Genomic DNA, 17,336 nt, shown 5'->3' on the forward strand with positions numbered 1-17,336 from the left:
CATAAGTTCCACCCGTCAGCTACAGCCAAAACAGATTAACCCGCACATAAAAATAATCAGTGGGAGTAGTACTACATGCAAGCGACCAAGCCGACGCATGTCCGTTATTTGATTTTGCTCATGCTTTTTCTGGTGACCACGATCAATTATGCCGACCGTGCCACTATCGCCATCGCAGGTTCCAGCCTGCAAAAAGACCTCGGCATCGACGCCGTGACCCTGGGCTATATCTTCTCCGCATTTGGCTGGGCCTATGTGGCCGGGCAAATCCCCGGTGGCTGGTTGCTCGACCGGTTCGGCTCGAAAAAAATCTATGCCCTGAGCATCTTTACCTGGTCCCTGTTCACCGTGCTGCAAGGCTTTGTCGGTGAATTCGGCATGTCCACGGCCGTGGTGGCGCTCTTCATGCTGCGTTTTCTGGTGGGGTTGGCCGAAGCGCCGTCCTTTCCCGGCAACGCCCGCATCGTGGCCGCCTGGTTCCCCACCGCCGAACGTGGCACGGCCTCAGCTATTTTCAACTCGGCGCAATACTTTGCCACCGTGCTGTTTGCACCGTTGATGGGCTGGATCGTGTATTCCTACGGTTGGGAGCACGTCTTTATCGTGATGGGTGTGTTCGGCATCGTCTTCTCGGGCATCTGGCTCAAAGTGATCTACAGCCCGCGTGAGCACCCGCGCATCAACGAAGCGGAGTTCAAACACATCGCCGACAACGGCGGCATGGTCGACATGGACCAGAAAGGCAAAAAGGCCGACGGCCCCAAGTGGGACTACATACGCCAGCTGCTGACCAATCGCATGATGCTCGGCGTTTACCTGGGTCAGTACTGCATTAATGGCATCACTTATTTCTTTCTGACCTGGTTCCCGGTGTACCTGGTGCAGGATCGCGGCATGACCATCCTCAAGGCCGGCTTTATTGCCTCACTGCCGGCGGTCTGCGGGTTTATCGGCGGCGTGCTGGGCGGGGTCATTTCCGATTACCTGCTGCGCAAGGGCCACTCCCTGACCTTCGCCCGCAAGGCGCCGATCATCGCCGGCCTGCTGGTATCGAGCAGTATCGTGGCCTGCAACTATGTGGACATTGAATGGATGGTGGTGGGCTTTATGGCCCTGGCCTTCTTCGGCAAGGGCGTGGGCGCACTGGGCTGGGCCGTGGTTTCCGACACCTCGCCCAAGCAGATCGCCGGCTTGAGCGGCGGCCTGTTCAATACCTTCGGTAACATCGCCTCCATCACTACCCCGATCGTCATTGGCTACATCATCAGTGCCACCGGCTCGTTCAAATGGGCGCTGGTGTTTGTCGGTTGCAACGCACTGGTGGCGGTCTTCAGCTATCTGGTGATCGTCGGCCCGATCAAGCGTGTGGTACTTAAAGAACCACCGACCAGCGACCCGAAAATCGCTGACATTTTACCTGTCCATATTTGAGGAGCGGCGTCATGACGTTGATTGAACATTCCGACTCACCGCGCTCGATCCGCCTGCACCCGCGGGATAATGTCGCGGTGGTGGTCAACGACCAGGGCGTACCGGCGGGTACTGTGTTTGCCGACGGGCTGGTGACGGTGGATTTTGTCCCCCAGAGCCACAAGGTCACGCTGGCGGCTATTGCCGAAGGTGGCGAGGTGATCCGCTACGGTCAGGTGATCGGCTATGCCCTGCAAGCCATTGCGCGGGGCAGTTGGGTCAATGAGGACCAACTGCGCATGCCCACCGCACCGCCCCTCGACAGTCTGCCACTGGCCACCGATGTTCCCGCACCGCAAATGCCACTTGAGGGCTTCACCTTCGAGGGTTATCGCAACGCCGATGGCACGGTCGGGACGCGCAATATCCTCGGCATCACCACCACCGTGCAGTGTGTGACCGGCGTGCTGGACCATGCGGTCAAGCGCATCAAGGACGAGTTGTTGCCCCGTTACCCGCATGTCGATGATGTGGTGGCTATGACCCACAGCTACGGCTGCGGTGTGGCGATCAGCGCCACCGACGCCTATATCCCGATCCGTACCGTGCGCAACCTGGCGCGCAACCCCAACCTGGGTGGCGAAGCGCTGGTGATCAGTCTGGGCTGCGAAAAGCTCCAGGCCGGCCAGGTGATGCACGAAAACGACAGCTCAGTGGACTTGAGCGAGCCGTGGTTGTACCGCTTGCAGGACTCCAGCCACGGCTTTACCGAAATGATCGAACAGATCATGGCGCTGGCCGAAGTGCGGTTGAAAAAACTCGATCAACGTCGCCGCGAAACCGTGCCTGCGTCCGAGCTGATTTTGGGTATGCAGTGCGGTGGCAGCGATGCGTTCTCCGGCATCACTGCCAACCCGGTGTTGGGCTTTGCCTCGGATCTGCTGCTGCGGGCAGGGGCGACGGTGCTGTTTTCCGAAGTCACCGAAGTGCGCGACGCCATCTACCTGCTGACTTCCCGTGCTGCCAGCGAAACCGTCGCCCGAGAACTGGTGCGTGAAATGGACTGGTACGACCGTTACCTGGCCAAGGGTGAGGCGGATCGCAGCGCCAACACCACGCCGGGGAACAAGAAAGGCGGGCTGTCGAATATTGTCGAAAAGTCCCTGGGCTCCATCGTCAAATCCGGCAGCAGCGCGATCAATGGCGTGCTGGGGCCGGGCGAACGGGTCAAGGGCAAGGGCCTGATCTTTTGTGCCACGCCTGCCAGCGATTTTGTCTGCGGTACTTTGCAACTGGCCGCCGGTATGAACCTGCACGTATTCACCACAGGTCGCGGCACGCCTTATGGGTTGGCGATGGCACCGGTGGTGAAAGTCTCGACCCGCACTGAGCTGGCCCGACGCTGGCCGGACCTGATCGATATCGACGCCGGGCGCATCGCTACCGGGCGGGCGAGCATCGAGGAACTGGGCTGGGAGCTGTTCCATTACTACCTGGACGTGGCCAGTGGCAAACAGCACACCTGGGCCGAGCAGCACAAATTGCACAACGACATCACCCTGTTCAATCCGGCGCCGATCACCTAGAGCAGTGAGGTGCCGCCGAACCCCGTAGATTCCTTCCAGTGGGAGCGAGCCTGCTCGCGAAGGTCGTTCGCGAGCAGGCTCGCTCCCACAGTTGAAGTTTTCCCGTAGCAGCGGGTTACTTGGCCCTTGAGCTGCAGGCGAAGCCGTCGGGGCCAGCCGTTTGCGTGCAGGCGCGTTCGGCGGGCAGGTTTTTCACCGGCTCGCGCAAGTGGTTGCGATTTTTGCCGTCGCGCTCCAGGTCAAAGGCGTCATACAACTTGCCAGCCGCGGTGTAGCTGCGCACCTTCAGCCTTGAGTCCTGTACGTCGACCGTCTGGTACAGCTGGGTTTCTTCAGCACTGCGATCCGGTTGCTGCCGGGCCCGGTCATTGAGGCCATACATCTTTGAACCCGCCACCGAGACCATATACACCGGTCCCTGAATCTTGCCGCCGGCTTGTGCGGCTTTGGACGCAACACGCCCGGCCTCGTTGCTGACACGGCTGTAGCAGTGATCATGGCCCTGCAACACCAGATCCACCGCATAACGCTCGAACAGCGGCTTCCAGGCAGTTTTCAACGGCTCGGTATCTTCGGGGCGGGCGCAGGTGTAGACCGGCTGGTGAGTGACCACGATATTCCAGCGTGCGGGGCTGGTTTTCAGGCTCTGCTCAAGCCAGCGGGTCTGTTGATCAAGGGTGCCCATATCGAGCGCCGAGGTGCCATCAAGGACGATAAACCGCACACCCTGATAGTCGACAAAGTAGGTGGTGTCTTTGAGCCCATCAACACCGTTTTGCGGCAGGGCGAACTGGCGGCTCCAGTGCGGCCCGAGAGTGCGGGTTTCGCTGCCGTCGGGGTTGAGGCCGTCGAGGTATTCGTGGTTGCCGGCGGCCACTAGCTGGGGAATCATCCCGTAATTGAAACCACCTGCCTGGTTCCATTCGCCCCATTGATCGTCGTGTACCAGGTCTTCGCGTTGCGACACCAGGTCCCCGGCATGCACGATCAACGCGGGGTTGGCCACGCTCTGCAAGGCCTGGCGAATGCTGCGCGAGGCCAGTGACAGAATGTCGTTCTGCACATCGCCCATATAAATAAAGTTGAACGGCTTGAAAGTCTTGGTCGCAGTGTGGAACTGCAACCACTCACTCCAGCCGTCGCTGCCCTTGACCCGGTACACATAGGCCGTGCCCGGCTGCAGGTCGTGCAGGCGTACCTGGTGGAACAACGCCGCGCCGTTCTCGTTGTCCAGGCTGATGCTTGTGCCCTGGACCTCATGCGCCGCCTTGGCCAGTTGCGGGCCATCGAGGGCAGGAGCCAGTTGCAGCTGGCTGGTCTGCTGGCGGGTATCGGTGCGGAATGTAACGGCCATTTCCCTGGCAGGATCGGCCCCGGGGGTCAGCACGATACGGTCGGCCAGGCCACTGGCGGCATAAGGCGCGCCGGGGGAGTGGGGCAGCGGCGTGTCGGGGGCGGCGCAAGCGCTGTTGATCACGGAAAAAAGCGCGAGGGCCAGTAATGTGGGGCGAATCATGGGGGCTCCTTGAGGGCTGAATGCCCGTCAAGGAAACAAAGCCCCATGACACCGGGATGACGGCGGGGGTCGATTTGGCTCAGTCACAAGTCGCTTTGCGCGTGGCTTGTGGCCCGCAGCGGGGTAAACGTTGAGGCGAAGGGGGTCGTTTGAGATCACCCCTTCTGCGCCATTTCTGTAGATACTCTGTTGCCGGTCAACCCTCCCTGTGGGAGCGAGCCTGCTCGCGAAAGTCGTTCGCGAGCAGGCTCGCTCCCACAGTTAAAATTCCCTTCAGAACTAGCGGGTTGCCTGCATCGCGGGCAAGCCCGGCTCCCACACATTCTCCTCCCGTGATGGTTGTGCCGCGCTGGATGCTGCCACGCGACCAATCACCAGAATCGCCGGGCTCTTGAGTTCAAACGCCTGGGCATCTTTCTCCATCGCCGTCAGGTCGCTGCGGCATTCGCGCTGGTGGGGCAAGGAGGCATTTTCGATCATGGCCACCGGCATGTCCGCCGTCATGCCGCCCGCCAGCAATTGTTCGCGGATCTCGCTCAACTTTGCTACCCCCATATACACCACCAGGGTCGTGCCGCTTTGCGCCAGCGCCTGCCAGTTCACCTGGCTGTCATCCTGGGTGTGTGCCGTCACCAGCGTCACCCCACGGGCCACGCCGCGCAGGGTCAGGGGGATAGCGCATTGCGTCGCGCCAGCCAGGCCGGCCGTGATGCCATTGACCAGTTCCACCTCAATCCCGTGTTCACGCAACCACTGTGCCTCTTCACCGCCACGGCCGAAAATGCATGGGTCGCCGCCCTTGAGTCGAACCACGCATTTGCCGTGGCGGGCATAACGCAGCATCAGGCGATGAATAAACGCCTGTGGAGTCGAACGGCACCCTCCGCGTTTGCCCACCGAAATCACCCGCGCAGCGGGGCAATGCTCCAGCACTGCGTCATTGACCAGATCGTCAATCAATACGACATCTGCTTCGCGCAGGGCGCGCACGGCCTTGAGCGTCAGCAGTTCCGGATCACCCGGCCCTGCGCCCACCAGCCAGACTTTTGCACTCATTGTGATTTCCTCACGGGTTAATGGCGACCGGCTGCGCCTGGGCAGTCAGCAAGCGCTTGATTTGCGGGACACAGGAGCCGCATTGCGTCCCGCAGCCCAACGATCTTTTCAGTCCCTGCAAGTCCAGCCCTTGGGCGATGCCAGCCTCAATCACGCTCTGACTGACGTTCTTGCAATTGCACACAATCGAGTTGCCAGCGGTCGGGGCGTTGGCGTTGCCCGGTGGCGCGCTCAGTGGCGCCAGCAGCCAGCGGCGCAATTGCTCGTCGGCGCGGCCTTCCTGCCACAGGTTTTGCAGCCAGTGCCGTGCCAGGGTTTCGCCCGCCAGACGAATCGCAGTGATGCTTCCGTGCTCGATGCGCACCCGCTTGCCAATGGCGCGGCGCGGGTCGTCGTAAGCCAGTACCGGCCCCTCGTTGAGCCCCAGGCATTGATCAATCTCGCGTAGCAGTTGCGGATCGGGTGCGCTGGCGCTAGCGGCACGGATCAGTAACGCAGGGCGCTCGCGGCCAGTCAGGCTGAAACTGACGTACGAAAAGGTTTCGCAGAGCTGGCGCAGTGTCTCGAAGTTCTGTTGAACATCACCCTCGATCAGGGCGAAAAGGTGCCAAGGTAATTGCGCCGGTTCCAGGCGCACGGCGCTGTGTTTGAGTTCCGGTTGTTTGGACAGCGGGTCAAACGCTGGCACGGTCAAGGTGTTGACCCCGCCCTTGAGGAAGCGGTCACCCCAGTGCATCGGCAAAAACGCCTGCCCCGGGCGTACGCTGTCGTCGCTGCTGACTGGAACAATCACGGCGCCGCGCCGACTCTTGAGGCTGACCAGATCTCCGGGCTGCAGGCGATGACGGCGCAACTCGTCCGGGTGCAGGCTCAACACCGCTTCGCTGACGTGACCGAACAATTGCGCGGCCGTGCCGGTGCGGCTCATGCCGTGCCATTGATCGCGCAGGCGACCAGTGATCAGCGTGAGGGGGAAGCGTGCGTCGCGCTGCTCCTTGGCGGCGCGGTAGGGCTCGGCCACGAACTGCGCACGACCGGTGGCGGTAGGGAATGCCCTGTCCAGATACAGCCGCGCTGTGCCTTCACGAGCTCCCGTCGGGAAGGGCCACTGTTGCGGGCCGATGGCATCGAGCACTGCATGGCTGATACCCGACAGGTCCAGATCACGGCCAGAGGTCAGGCGCTTGTATTCGTCGAACACCTGGGCTTCAGTTTCAAATGCAAACAGGCTGCTGTGCTCGGGACGCAGATGTTTTTCCAGGCGCTGTGCGAAATCCACCGTAATCGCCCAGTCGGAACGGGCTTCCCCCGGTGCCGGAATGGCTTTGCGTACATGGGAAATACGCCGCTCAGAGTTTGTCACTGTGCCGTCCTTTTCTCCCCAACTGGCCGCGGGCAACAGCAGGTCGGCGAAGGCCGCGGTTTCGGTGGTGTGAAACGCCTCTTGCAGCACCACAAACGGGCAGGCCTGCAACGCCGCCCGCACGGCAGTCTGGTCCGGCATGGATTGCGCGGGGTTGGTGCAGGCGATCCACACGGCCTTGACCTTGCCGCTGGCCATTTGCTCAAAGAGTTCGATGGCGCTCAGGCCGGTGTTCTGTGGCAGTTGCTCAACACCCCAGTAAGCGGCGACTTCGGCCCGGTGTTCAGCATTGGCCGCATCACGATGGCCGGGTAACAAGTTGGACAGGCTACCGGTTTCGCGCCCGCCCATGGCATTGGGCTGACCGGTAAGCGAGAACGGTCCTGCACCCGGGCGGCCGATTTGCCCGGTGGCCAGATGCAGATTGATCAGGGCGCTGTTTTTCGCGCTGCCGGCGGTGGACTGGTTCAGGCCCATGCACCACAGCGATAAAAAACTTGGCGAGGTGCCTACCCATTCGGCGCATTGCTGCAGTTGCTCGACGCTGATGCCGCACAATTGCGAGACCATCTGCGGGGTGTAATCGCGCACCAGGCTTTTCAGCTCGGGCAGGCCCTGAGTGTGGGCCTGGATAAAGTCGCGATCGACCCAGTCTTCCCACAGCAATAAATGCAAAATTCCGTGAAACAACGCGACGTCGGTGCCCGGTAAAATTGCCAGATGCAGGTCGGCCAGATCGCAGGTATCGGTACGCCGCGGGTCGATAACGATGACTTTCATCTGCGGACGTCGGGCTTTTGCCTCCTCCAGGCGGCGAAACAGTACCGGATGTGCGTAGGCCATATTGCTGCCGACGATCATCACGCAATCGCTCAGCTCCAGGTCTTCATAGCTGCAAGGCGGCGCATCGGCGCCCAGGCTTCGTTTGTAGCCGACCACGGCCGAGGACATGCACAGCCGCGAATTGCTGTCGATATTGTTGGTGCCCACCAGCGCCCGGGCCAGTTTGTTGAAGGCGTAGTAATCCTCGGTCAGCAACTGCCCCGAGATATAAAACGCCACGCTGTCGGGGCCGTGCTCGGCGATGGTGGCGGCGAACACATTGGCCGCGTGATCAAGGGCGCTGTCCCAGTCGATGCGACCACGGGCCAGTGCCTTGCCCAGGCGCAGTTGCGGGTACAGCGCGCGGGCATTGAGGTCGCCGGTCAGGTGCAGGGTCGAGCCTTTGCTGCACAGCTTGCCATAGTTGGCCGGATGCGTCGGATCGCCGCTGACGCCGAGAATACGCTCGCCATCATGTTCGATCAGCACGCCGCAGCCGACCCCGCAGTAGCAGCAGGTGGAGGCGGTGATCTGGCGGCTCATCAGCCTGCGTCCCGCAGGGCCAACTGCACACGGCCATTTTCGACCCGCGCCTGATGGTGGTGGGCGCAACCGATGTCCGGAGCCTGGGCTTCGCCGCTTTGCAAATCGATCTGCCAGTTGTGCAGCGGGCAGGCGACGCGCTTGCCGTAGATCAAGCCCTGGGACAACGGGCCGCCCTTGTGCGGGCAGCGGTCGTCGAGGGCGAACACTTCGTCGTCGCTTGTGCGAAAAATCGCGATATCACCCTTCGGTCCGCTGATGATCCGTGAGCCCAGGGTGTTGATTTCTTCAAGTGAACAGATATCGAGCCAGTTCATGCCGGCACCTCCAGATTGTTCACGGGGATGACCTCGAACTCCTTTTTCAGCAACGGCTGCACCAGGCGCTCTTTCCACGGGTCTTGTTCAAACGACAGGGAAAACTGCAGGCGATCATTGAGCGCCTTGCGCCGTTCGGGGTCTTCAAGCACAGCCTTTTTGATGTGCTCCATACCGACCCGTTGCAGGTAATGCACGGTGCGCTCGAGGTAGAAGGCCTCTTCGCGATACAACTGTAAAAAGGCACCGTTGTACTCGCGTACTTCTTCAGCCGTTTTGAGTTTGACGAAGAACTCGGCAACCTCGGTTTTGATCCCGCCATTACCGCCGATATACATCTCCCAGCCGGAGTCCACACCGATGATGCCTACGTCCTTGATGCCTGCTTCCGAACAGTTACGCGGGCAACCGGACACTGCCAACTTCACCTTGTGCGGCGACCACATATTGAACAGATCGTGTTCCAGTTCGATGCCCAGTTGCGTCGAGTTTTGCGTGCCGAAGCGGCAGAATTCGCTGCCCACACAGGTCTTTACCGTGCGGATGGATTTGCCGTAGGCATGCCCCGAGGGCATGTCCAGATCCTTCCACACGCCCGGCAGGTCGTGTTTTTTTATCCCCAGCAGATCGATGCGCTGCCCGCCGGTAACCTTGACCATCGGCACGTTGTACTTGTCGGCCACATCGGCAATACGCCTCAGCTCGGACGGGTTGGTGACGCCGCCCCACATCCGCGGGACGACGGAATAGGTGCCGTCTTTTTGAATGTTTGCGTGGGCCCTTTCGTTTATTAGCCGTGATTGCGGATCATCGCGGGCCTCTCCCGGCCAGGTGGAAATCAGGTAGTAGTTGAGCGCCGGGCGGCAGGTGGCGCAGCCGTTGGGCGAGCGCCAGTTCAGGTAGCGCTGGGTGTCGGCGATGGTCAGCAAATGTTGCTCGCGAATGGCCCGGCGGATTTGTCCGTGGTTCAGATCGCTGCAGCCGCAGATGGCTTTTTCGCTTTTGGGTTTGACGTCTGCCGCGCCCCCCACGGTGTTGATCAGAATCTGCTCCACCAACCCCGCGCATGAACCGCAGGAGCTGGCCGCCTTGGTGTGCTTTTTGACCTCATCAACGCTGAACAGCCCGTGCTCTTGAATAGCCTTGACGATGGTGCCCTTGCACACGCCATTGCAACCGCAGATTTCGGCGGTGTCGGCCATGCTCATGGCCTTGTCCTGGCCCTGATGGCCGACATCGCCTATGGCATTTTCACCAAACATCAAATGATCGCGGATCTCACCGATGGCATGATTCTCACGGATTTGTCGGAAGTACCAGCCGCCGTCTGCGGTGTCGCCGTACAGGCAGGCACCCACCAGAATGTCGTCCTTGATCACCAGCTTTTTGTAGACCCCGCCGATCGGGTCGCTGAGGGTGATGATTTCAGTGCCTTCACCGCCCATAAAGTCGCCTGCCGAGAACAGATCGATGCCGGTGACCTTCAGTTTGGTCGACGTGACCGAGCCCTGATAACGGGCAAAACCCAGTTGTGCGAGGTGGTTGGCGCAGACCTTGGCCTGCTCGAACAGTGGCGCCACCAGGCCGTAAGCGATGCCGCGATGGCTGGCGCATTCGCCGATGGCGTAAATGCGCGGGTCGTAGGTTTGCAGGGTGTCGTTGACGAGAATGCCGCGATTGCAGGGGATGCCCGCCTGCTCGGCAAGCTCGGTATTGGGCCGAATACCGGCAGCCATCACTACCAGATCTGCAGGGATGATCTCGCCGTTCTTGAACTCCACCGAGCCCACCCGGCCATTGCCAGCATCGTGCAGGGCATTGGTCTGTTCGCGCAGGCGAAAATGCAGGCCGCGTGCTTCAAGGGCGTTTTGCAGCAGTTGGCCGCTGATCGGGTCGAGTTGGCGATCCAGCAGCCATTCGCCGATATGCACCACGGTCACATGCATGCCGCGCAGCATCAGGCCATTGGCTGCCTCCAGCCCCAGCAGTCCGCCGCCGATGACCACCGCGTGTTTATGGGTTTTGGCGGTATCGATCATCGCCTGGGTATCGGCAATATCGCGGTAGCCGATCACACCGTCCAGGGTGTTGCCGGGGATCGGCAGGATAAAGGGCGTAGAGCCGGTGGCAATCAGCAGACGGTCGTACTCGGCTTCGGTACCGTCTTCGGCGATAACCCTGCGCTTGGCCCGGTCGATCTGCACCACCTTGCGGTTGAGCAGCAGCTTGATGTTGTTGTCCAGGTACCAGTCCAGATCGTTGAGCACTATCTCCTCGAAGGTCTGTTCCCCGGCCAGAACGGGCGAGAGCAGGATACGGTTGTAGTTGGCGTGAGGTTCGGCGCCGAAGACCGTAATCTCGTACAGCTCGTTGCTCAGTTTGAGCAACTCTTCCAGGGTGCGAACCCCGGCCATGCCGTTGCCGATCATCACCAGTTTGAGTTTTTTCATCAGGTTCTCCGCGAGCAAGGCCGGCCTTCTGGGGGGCATTGCGGCCTTGCTCGACACATTGTGCAAAAACAAAAAAAGGCGTCCCGCTAGTTGCCTAGCGAGGACGCCTTTGTCCTTGTCCCGTTCTCTCGGGAAACCTGGTATTCGTCGTTGAAGACCGGGTTTTATGTTTGATGGATTAGCTAATGCAGTGGTTGTGCCAAGTTGACAAGAGCCCGTGTTTACACGATGTCTGGATATTCGCGGGGTGTTTTTGTGCACCGATGCAATGCGCCTCGCCCGTTATTGGGGCGCCGCTTGCCCTGTAGCGAACACCTTTATGGGTGAGACAGCAAAAATATCAGCACCAGATTTATCAACAACGACACTGATGCCACCGTCCGCCATACCTTTAACGGCTCGCGCTCCAGCAAGGGCCGGGGGCGCACGCTCAAGCTCTGGCGCTCACCCTGCTCCAGTTGTAGCAGCCATTCTTCGGCCGTTTCAAAGCGTTGCGCCGGATTGGCGGCAACCCCGCGCTCAAGGTTATGGGCAATCCACTCCGGCAGATCGGGTCGATAACGACTGGCGCTGACAGGCATACCAAAGCGCGGACGCTGAAATGCTTCGATTTCTCCGTAGGGGTAATGCCCGGTCAGCAGGTAATACAGCGTCACGCCCACGGCGTAGAGATCCTGTCCGGGGCTGGGTTTTTCGCCGCGAAAGGCTTCCGGGGAGAGATAACTGGGTGTGCCGGGCAACGTTGATGGCAGATCCTCCGACAGACCGGGGCAGTAGGCCAGCCCAAAGTCCAGCAAGCGCAATTCACCGTCGTCACCCAGCAACAGATTGTGCGGTTTGATATCGCGATGAAAAATCTGCCGTCGGTGTAACAGGCCCACAGCTCGCAACAGGCGCTCGGCCAGATCCAGCCATTGTGCCAGGGGCAGAGGCCCGCGCTTGGTATAGAGATTTTCCAGGGTGGTGCCTGGATATTCACGCATCACGTAGTACAAATGCTGACGCTGGCTGGCGGGGTGCACCTCGGGGAAATGACGACCCGCCACGCGCTTGAGGAACCATTCTTCCGATAGCAGCGCTTGCCCTGCCAGGTGATCGTCGTGCAGATGGGCCGGCAGGGTTTTCAGTAGCCAGGGCTGTTGCTGCGCATCCCGCACCCGGTAGAGCAGTGATTGCTGGCTCTGGCCAACATGGTTTTCGACCTGCCAGTTTTCAAAGTGTTGCCCCGGTTTGAGCGCGGGCGGTAGTGGCCATTGCTGCAGTTGCGCCAGGGCGTCGCCGATGGCGCTTTCCCCCAGAGCGTCGACCCTCACCAGCAGAGCGCTGGCATTGTCCTGACTGCCTGCCCGATGCGCGGCATTCACCAGCGTGCTGGCGGCGCTTTGCAGGTCGGGAAGATCACGCAACAGGGCGGCTATGGCGGTATCGCCCAGGGTCGACCATATACCGTCACTAAGCAGCACAAAGGTCTCGCCCTGTTGCAGTTCACCGTCCAGAAAATCCACCACCAGATACTGATCCAGCCCCAGCGCCCGCTTGAGCACATGCTGCATACCCGGCTGGTCCCAGACGTGGTCTTCACTGATGCGCTGCAAGGTTGTGGCGTGCCAGCGGTAGACCCGGCAATCACCCACATGGGCCAACGTAAAACGCCTGCCGCGCATGACCACAGCACTTACCGTGGTCAGCAGCGGTTGCCCGCCGCCATTGGCGCGCAGCCAGCTATTTTGCGCTTGCAGCAAACGCTCCAGTGCCTGGGCGACGCTCCAGGTCTCTGGTGTGGCGTAGTAGTCCAGCGCCAGTGCCTGCAACGTCGAACGGGCGGCCAGGCCGCCATCGGCGCATTGGCTGACGCCATCGGCAATGGCAAATAAATGCCCCTTGCTTGCCGCCAGCATGGGCACAGGCGTGACCTCGCGCAGTGCGTCCTGATTCTCTGCGCGAGGGCCGATGGCGCTGGCGTGGGCGAAACTCAGTTGCAGACTCATTGCAGTCTCACACTCGGGCAGCGGTCACGGCAGCCGAGCCCCAGGTTGTTCTCCAGCGGCGCTTGACCCCGTGCAGGCCGAACCAGGCCAGTACGCCAAGGCTGGCAAATAACCACAAGGCCAGTTGATAGCTGCCGGTGCTTTGTTTAATCGCGCCCATGCCTGCTGCGAGGGCGAAACCACCAATGCCGCCTGCCATGCCGATCAAGCCCGTCATAACGCCAATTTCACGACGAAAGCGCTGAGGCACCAATTGGAAAACTGCCCTGTTACCTGCACCCAATCCCAGCATTGTGCAGACGAAAAGCGCCAGTGCTGTATAGGAGCTTGGCAGGTTGAAACCTACGGCGGCGATGCTGATGGTCGCCAGGGTGTACATCCCCAACAGGGTACGAATACCGCCGAAGCGATCCGCCAGCGCACCGCCCAGCGGCCGCATCAAACTGCCGCCAAACACACAGGCCGCGGTGTAGTAGCCGGCAGTCACCGGGCTCAGGCCGTATTGATCATTGAAGTAGCCGGGCAGGGCGCTGGCCAGGCCGATAAAGCCGCCGAACGTCACGCTGTAGAAAAACATGAACCACCAACTGTCGCGGTCGCCCAGGGCCTTGAAGTAATCACTCATGGACTTGGCCACGGGCCGTTCCGGGGCGTTTTTGGCCAACCAGGCAAACACGAAAATGCACAGCACCAGCGGGATCAGGGCAAAGCCGAACACATTGCTCCAGCCATAGGCCGCTGCCAGCACCGGGGCCAGTAGCGCAGCGAACACCGTGCCAGAGTTGCCTGCACCGGCGATGCCCATTGCCTTGCCCTGGTGTTGCGGTGGATACCACTGCGAGGCCAGCGGCAACGCAACGGCAAACGAGGCGCCAGCCATGCCCAGAAACAGCCCCAGCAAAAGAGCCTGCTCGTAGCTGTGAATACCGTGCTTCCAGGCCACAAACAGCGCACCAATAACAATGACCTGACCGATCAGCCCGGCGGTTTTGGGAGACAGGCGATCAGCCAGCAGGCCCATCACAAAGCGCAGCACGGCCCCCGCGAGGATCGGCGTGGCCACCACCAGCCCACGCTGTTGCGTGGTCAGGTGCAGGTCGGTGGCGATTTGCACGGCCAGTGGGCCGAGCAGATACCAGACCATAAAACTCAGGTCGAAATACAGAAACGCCGCGAACAGGGTTGGAGTATGGCCGGACTTCCAGAAGCTTGAATTCATCGCGCACCTCAACGGTTGATCGTTTTTAGAAGAAGAGTTGCGATGGGGCGCCGTAACGGCCGCACCACCGGCCCCGGTCGCTGGGGCCAAAACGAAAAAACGCCGCTGCCGGATCCGCCATGGGCGAATCAGGGGAGCGACGTCTCTGTCGTAGATGGGGCAACCGCCGTTGGTTACCGGTAAGGATTGCTTAGCGAAAACTGTGCCAATTGAGGAGGATCATGGGTCAACCCAGAAGCTCACTCATGGCTATGATCTGTTCCGCCACCTGTATCAGTTTTTGTTGGCGGCTCATGGCCTGGCGGCGCATCAGGGTGTAGGCCTCTTCTTCGTTGCAGCTTTTCATCTTCATCAGCAGACCCTTGGCCAGTTCGATGCGCTTGCGCTCGGCCAGTTGCTGGTCGCGGGCATGCAGTTGGGCGCGCAGGGCCTGGTCGCTCTCGAAGCGAGCCATGGCCACATCGAGAATTGGCTGCAAGCGCTGTGCGTGAATGCCTTCGACAATGTAGGCGCTAACCCCTGACTTGATCGCCTGACGCATCACGCCTGGGTCGTGCTCGTCGGTGAACATGACAATCGGTCGTGGTTGGTCCCTAGACACCAACACCACTTGCTCCATCACATCGCGGCTTGGCGACTCGGTATCGATCAGGATCACGTCCGGGCGCACCGTTTCGACGCGAGCAGGCAGGTCGATGGTCAGGCCCGACTCATCGATTACCTCAAATCCGGCTTCACTCAGCGCGGCTTTCAGGCGGCCGACTTTTTTCGCCGTGTCGTTGATCAGCAAGATACGCAGCATGGGGGTGGCTCCAGTCAACGACGGGCAGCAAGAGGAGCGCGGGTGCTCATGGCATGCAGCGCAAAACTTCGGGCATAGCCTGCGGGATCCGAGCCGTCCCACACCTTGCCATCGAGCAACTGGCTGCTGCGCATGTTTGCGGCACCTGCCGGCACCTTAACGGCGTTGGCCGCGTCGCGGTACAGGGCCAATTGCTGAACCTGACGGGCAACACCGAGGTAGTCCGGGTCTTCGCGCAGCAAGCCCCAGCGGCGGAACTGGGTCATAAACCACATGCCATCGGACAGGTACGGCAGGTTGACCTCGCCGTCACCATAAAAACGCAGGGCGTGCGGGTCTTGCCAGTGCTTGCCCAGGCCGTCGTTGTAGTCGCCGAGCAGACGCGGCGCGATGCACTCTACGGGTGCATTCAGGTACTCGGGGGCGCTCAGCAACTGCGCGGTACTGCGCCGGTTTTCGTCGTTCTGCTCGATAAAGCGGCTGGCTTCCAGGATCGCCATCACCAGCGCCCGGGCGGTATTGGGGTACTGCTCGACAAACGCCCGGGTACAGCCCAGGACTTTTTCCGGGTGATCGGGCCACAGCGCCTGGGTGGTGGCGAGGGTAAACCCCATATTCTGTGCAACCGCGCTGGCAGCCCACGGCTCGCCGACGCAAAAGCCGTCAATGCGACCTGCCTGCAAGTGCGCAACCATCTGTTGCGGTGGTACCACTACGCTGTTGACGTCTTGCAGCGGATGAATGCCCTGACTCGCCAGCCAGTAATACAGCCACATGGCATGAGTGCCCGTGGGAAAAGTCTGGGCGAAGGTCAGTTTCGATCGACTTTGGTGCACGTGTTGTTGCAGCGCCTCAGGACGGGTCACGCCCAGGGCCTGTAAACCGTGGGAGAGGTTGAGGCTCTGGCCGTTTTGGTTAAGCCCCATGAGTACGCTCATGTCGGTGGCCGCCACGCCGCCAATGCCCAGGTGCACGGCGTAGATCAGCCCGTAGAGGCTGTGGGCGGCGTCGAGCTGGCCGTTGACCAGATTGTCCCGCAGGCTGGCCCAGGACGACTGGCGCTTGAGGTTCAGCGTCAGCCCGAAGGGCTGGGCGAACCCTTGAGTGGCGGCCACCACCACCGAGGCACAATCGCTGAGGGCCATAAAACCGAGATTGATTTCGGTTTTTTCCGGGGCATCGCTGCCGTTGACCCAGGCCAGAGGCCCGGCGAGTGATTCGTTCATGGGAGGCAGCACCTTGGCAAAAGCATACTGCGAGGGTGCAAGGCATATGCCAGAGGTGTTGACCCAGTTGAAAACCTGGATTTTACAGGGCTTTGGATTTGCGCTTGCCTTTAATGGGGTGGCTTACTTCAAGCGGTCTTGCGCCTTGCGATACGCGGTCTCGTGTTCGCGCTTGTCAACGGCGACGACGAACACCACAACCTCTTGATCAATGACCTGATAGATCAGTCGGTAACCCGCGCTGCGTAACTTGATTTTGTAGCAATCGGGCAGCTTGCGCAGCCGGTTGGCTTCAACGCGGGGGTTGAGCAACACCTCTGACAGTTTGCTCTTGAATTGCTGCCTGACCGGTCTGCGAGCTTGTGCCATTCCTTGAGTGCGCGCTGGTCAAACTCAAACTCAAGATCAAAGGTCATCCAGTGTTACCTTGACCCTTTGTGGTGCCGCCAGGCGTTCGCGCACAGTGTTGATGAGGGCTTCGTCTTCTTCGGTTACCAGCATGGGGCGAAAGGGCAGTTGGCCGCGTTCGGCTACGTACTGAAATGCCTGGCGGACCAGTTCAGAGGGGGTGACACCCAGGCGCTCAAGTTCCTGGTAAGCGCGGGCTTTGAGTTCATCGTCAATGCGAATGTTGATGGAGGCCATGGCTTTGACTCGTGTAATGACGTTTGTCATTACGCTGACCTCTGCCCGTTTCTTTTGCAAGTGCCATTGGGCGGTTAAGTGTTCTGCGTTGTTCATATGCGCTCCTGAATTTAAGCCACCAAACCAAAGAAGGGTGGTCAGTTCTGTGAGCCTAGCTAGAGATAATCAGGTGATTCGTACGACGATTCGCTTTCATTCCCGTGAAACATCCGAGCGTAATTCCGCTCGCTTGCGCCTGTCCAAATCGGGGAAGAGTCTCGCTCCACCGCTGCTCAATGGCCGGTTGCCACGTCGTAAAGCGGTTATGCGCGAGCCAGGCAAACAGGTGAATAATTGAAAGGGTTATTAACTTACAACTGAAAAGTTTATAACCATTTAACGCCGCTAACACCG

General features: G+C 60.4%; 12 protein-coding genes and 1 pseudogene. 2 read left to right on the plus strand and 11 right to left on the minus strand.

Annotated elements, in window-relative coordinates; genetic code table 11:
• The first annotated feature begins 75 nt into the window (after window positions 1–75).
• On the plus strand, window positions 76–1,431 hold the full coding sequence (locus GHN92_RS03270; protein ID WP_095002494.1) for an MFS transporter: 1,356 nt from the start codon (window positions 76–78) through the stop codon (window positions 1,429–1,431).
• Between the two features lie 11 nt (window positions 1,432–1,442).
• A complete protein-coding gene (gene garD / locus GHN92_RS03275) occupies window positions 1,443–2,996 on the plus strand; it encodes a galactarate dehydratase (protein WP_133143986.1) in 1,554 nt (517 codons plus the stop codon).
• 115 nt (window positions 2,997–3,111) lie between these two features.
• Here garD and GHN92_RS03280 read toward each other — a convergent pair whose 3' ends face one another.
• From GHN92_RS03280 to GHN92_RS03330, 11 genes and pseudogenes are all read right to left on the minus strand, one after another.
• On the minus strand, window positions 3,112–4,512 hold the full coding sequence (locus GHN92_RS03280; RefSeq protein ID WP_153379364.1) for a metallophosphoesterase family protein: 1,401 nt from the start codon (window positions 4,510–4,512) through the stop codon (window positions 3,112–3,114).
• Window positions 4,513–4,791: 279 nt separating this feature from the next.
• Window positions 4,792–5,568, minus strand: coding sequence for a uroporphyrinogen-III C-methyltransferase (gene cobA, locus GHN92_RS03285; RefSeq protein ID WP_095020655.1), 777 nt, complete (start codon window positions 5,566–5,568; stop codon window positions 4,792–4,794).
• A gap of 10 nt (window positions 5,569–5,578) precedes the next feature.
• A complete protein-coding gene (locus tag GHN92_RS03290; protein ID WP_133143987.1) occupies window positions 5,579–8,296 on the minus strand; it encodes a nitrate reductase in 2,718 nt (905 codons plus the stop codon).
• The gene (gene nirD, locus GHN92_RS03295; RefSeq protein WP_095002498.1) at window positions 8,296–8,613 is read right to left on the minus strand and encodes a nitrite reductase small subunit NirD; all 318 of its coding nucleotides are present in this window, start codon (window positions 8,611–8,613) and stop codon (window positions 8,296–8,298) included. Before nirD ends, GHN92_RS03290 begins: the two co-directional genes overlap by 1 nt.
• Window positions 8,610–11,063 carry a nitrite reductase large subunit NirB gene (gene nirB, locus GHN92_RS03300; RefSeq protein ID WP_133143988.1) on the minus strand — a complete coding sequence of 818 codons (2,454 nt, stop codon included), beginning with the start codon at window positions 11,061–11,063 and terminating at the stop codon, window positions 8,610–8,612. The genes nirD and nirB overlap by 4 nt, the downstream gene beginning before the upstream one ends.
• Window positions 11,064–11,380: 317 nt before the next feature.
• Window positions 11,381–13,051, minus strand: a complete 1,671-nt coding sequence (locus tag GHN92_RS03305) for a bifunctional protein-serine/threonine kinase/phosphatase (RefSeq protein ID WP_133143989.1) — start codon at window positions 13,049–13,051, stop codon at window positions 11,381–11,383.
• 7 nt (window positions 13,052–13,058) lie between these two features.
• Window positions 13,059–14,270, minus strand: coding sequence for a NarK/NasA family nitrate transporter (locus GHN92_RS03310; protein WP_153379366.1), 1,212 nt, complete (start codon window positions 14,268–14,270; stop codon window positions 13,059–13,061).
• A 226-nt stretch (window positions 14,271–14,496) separates the two neighbouring features.
• Complete coding sequence (locus GHN92_RS03315) at window positions 14,497–15,072, minus strand: ANTAR domain-containing response regulator (protein ID WP_019827366.1); 576 nt, start codon at window positions 15,070–15,072, stop codon at window positions 14,497–14,499.
• A gap of 14 nt (window positions 15,073–15,086) precedes the next feature.
• A complete protein-coding gene (locus GHN92_RS03320; protein ID WP_133143991.1) occupies window positions 15,087–16,298 on the minus strand; it encodes a CmpA/NrtA family ABC transporter substrate-binding protein in 1,212 nt (403 codons plus the stop codon).
• 123 nt (window positions 16,299–16,421) lie between these two features.
• Window positions 16,422–16,714 (minus strand): annotated as a pseudogene (locus GHN92_RS03325) (type II toxin-antitoxin system RelE/ParE family toxin).
• On the minus strand, window positions 16,704–16,943 hold the full coding sequence (locus GHN92_RS03330; RefSeq protein ID WP_095002587.1) for a type II toxin-antitoxin system RelB/DinJ family antitoxin: 240 nt from the start codon (window positions 16,941–16,943) through the stop codon (window positions 16,704–16,706). Before GHN92_RS03330 ends, GHN92_RS03325 begins: the two are co-directional and overlap by 11 nt.
• Window positions 16,944–17,336 lie beyond the last annotated feature (393 nt).

Source organism: Pseudomonas sp. FSL R10-2964 (assembly GCF_009600035.1).
In the GTDB taxonomy this organism is placed as follows: Bacteria; Pseudomonadota; Gammaproteobacteria; order Pseudomonadales; family Pseudomonadaceae; genus Aquipseudomonas; species Aquipseudomonas bubulae.

Coding starts and splice junctions, on each gene's coding strand:
- GHN92_RS03270 (WP_095002494.1), top strand. CDS start 76: ATGCAAGCGACCAAGCCGACGCATGTCCGTTATTTGATTTTGCTCATG.
- garD (WP_133143986.1), top strand. CDS start 1,443: ATGACGTTGATTGAACATTCCGACTCACCGCGCTCGATCCGCCTGCAC.
- GHN92_RS03280 (WP_153379364.1), bottom strand. CDS start 4,512: ATGATTCGCCCCACATTACTGGCCCTCGCGCTTTTTTCCGTGATCAAC.
- cobA (WP_095020655.1), bottom strand. CDS start 5,568: ATGAGTGCAAAAGTCTGGCTGGTGGGCGCAGGGCCGGGTGATCCGGAA.
- GHN92_RS03290 (WP_133143987.1), bottom strand. CDS start 8,296: ATGAGCCGCCAGATCACCGCCTCCACCTGCTGCTACTGCGGGGTCGGC.
- nirD (WP_095002498.1), bottom strand. CDS start 8,613: ATGAACTGGCTCGATATCTGTTCACTTGAAGAAATCAACACCCTGGGC.
- nirB (WP_133143988.1), bottom strand. CDS start 11,063: ATGAAAAAACTCAAACTGGTGATGATCGGCAACGGCATGGCCGGGGTT.
- GHN92_RS03305 (WP_133143989.1), bottom strand. CDS start 13,051: ATGAGTCTGCAACTGAGTTTCGCCCACGCCAGCGCCATCGGCCCTCGC.
- GHN92_RS03310 (WP_153379366.1), bottom strand. CDS start 14,270: ATGAATTCAAGCTTCTGGAAGTCCGGCCATACTCCAACCCTGTTCGCG.
- GHN92_RS03315 (WP_019827366.1), bottom strand. CDS start 15,072: ATGCTGCGTATCTTGCTGATCAACGACACGGCGAAAAAAGTCGGCCGC.
- GHN92_RS03320 (WP_133143991.1), bottom strand. CDS start 16,298: ATGAACGAATCACTCGCCGGGCCTCTGGCCTGGGTCAACGGCAGCGAT.
- GHN92_RS03330 (WP_095002587.1), bottom strand. CDS start 16,943: ATGGCCTCCATCAACATTCGCATTGACGATGAACTCAAAGCCCGCGCT.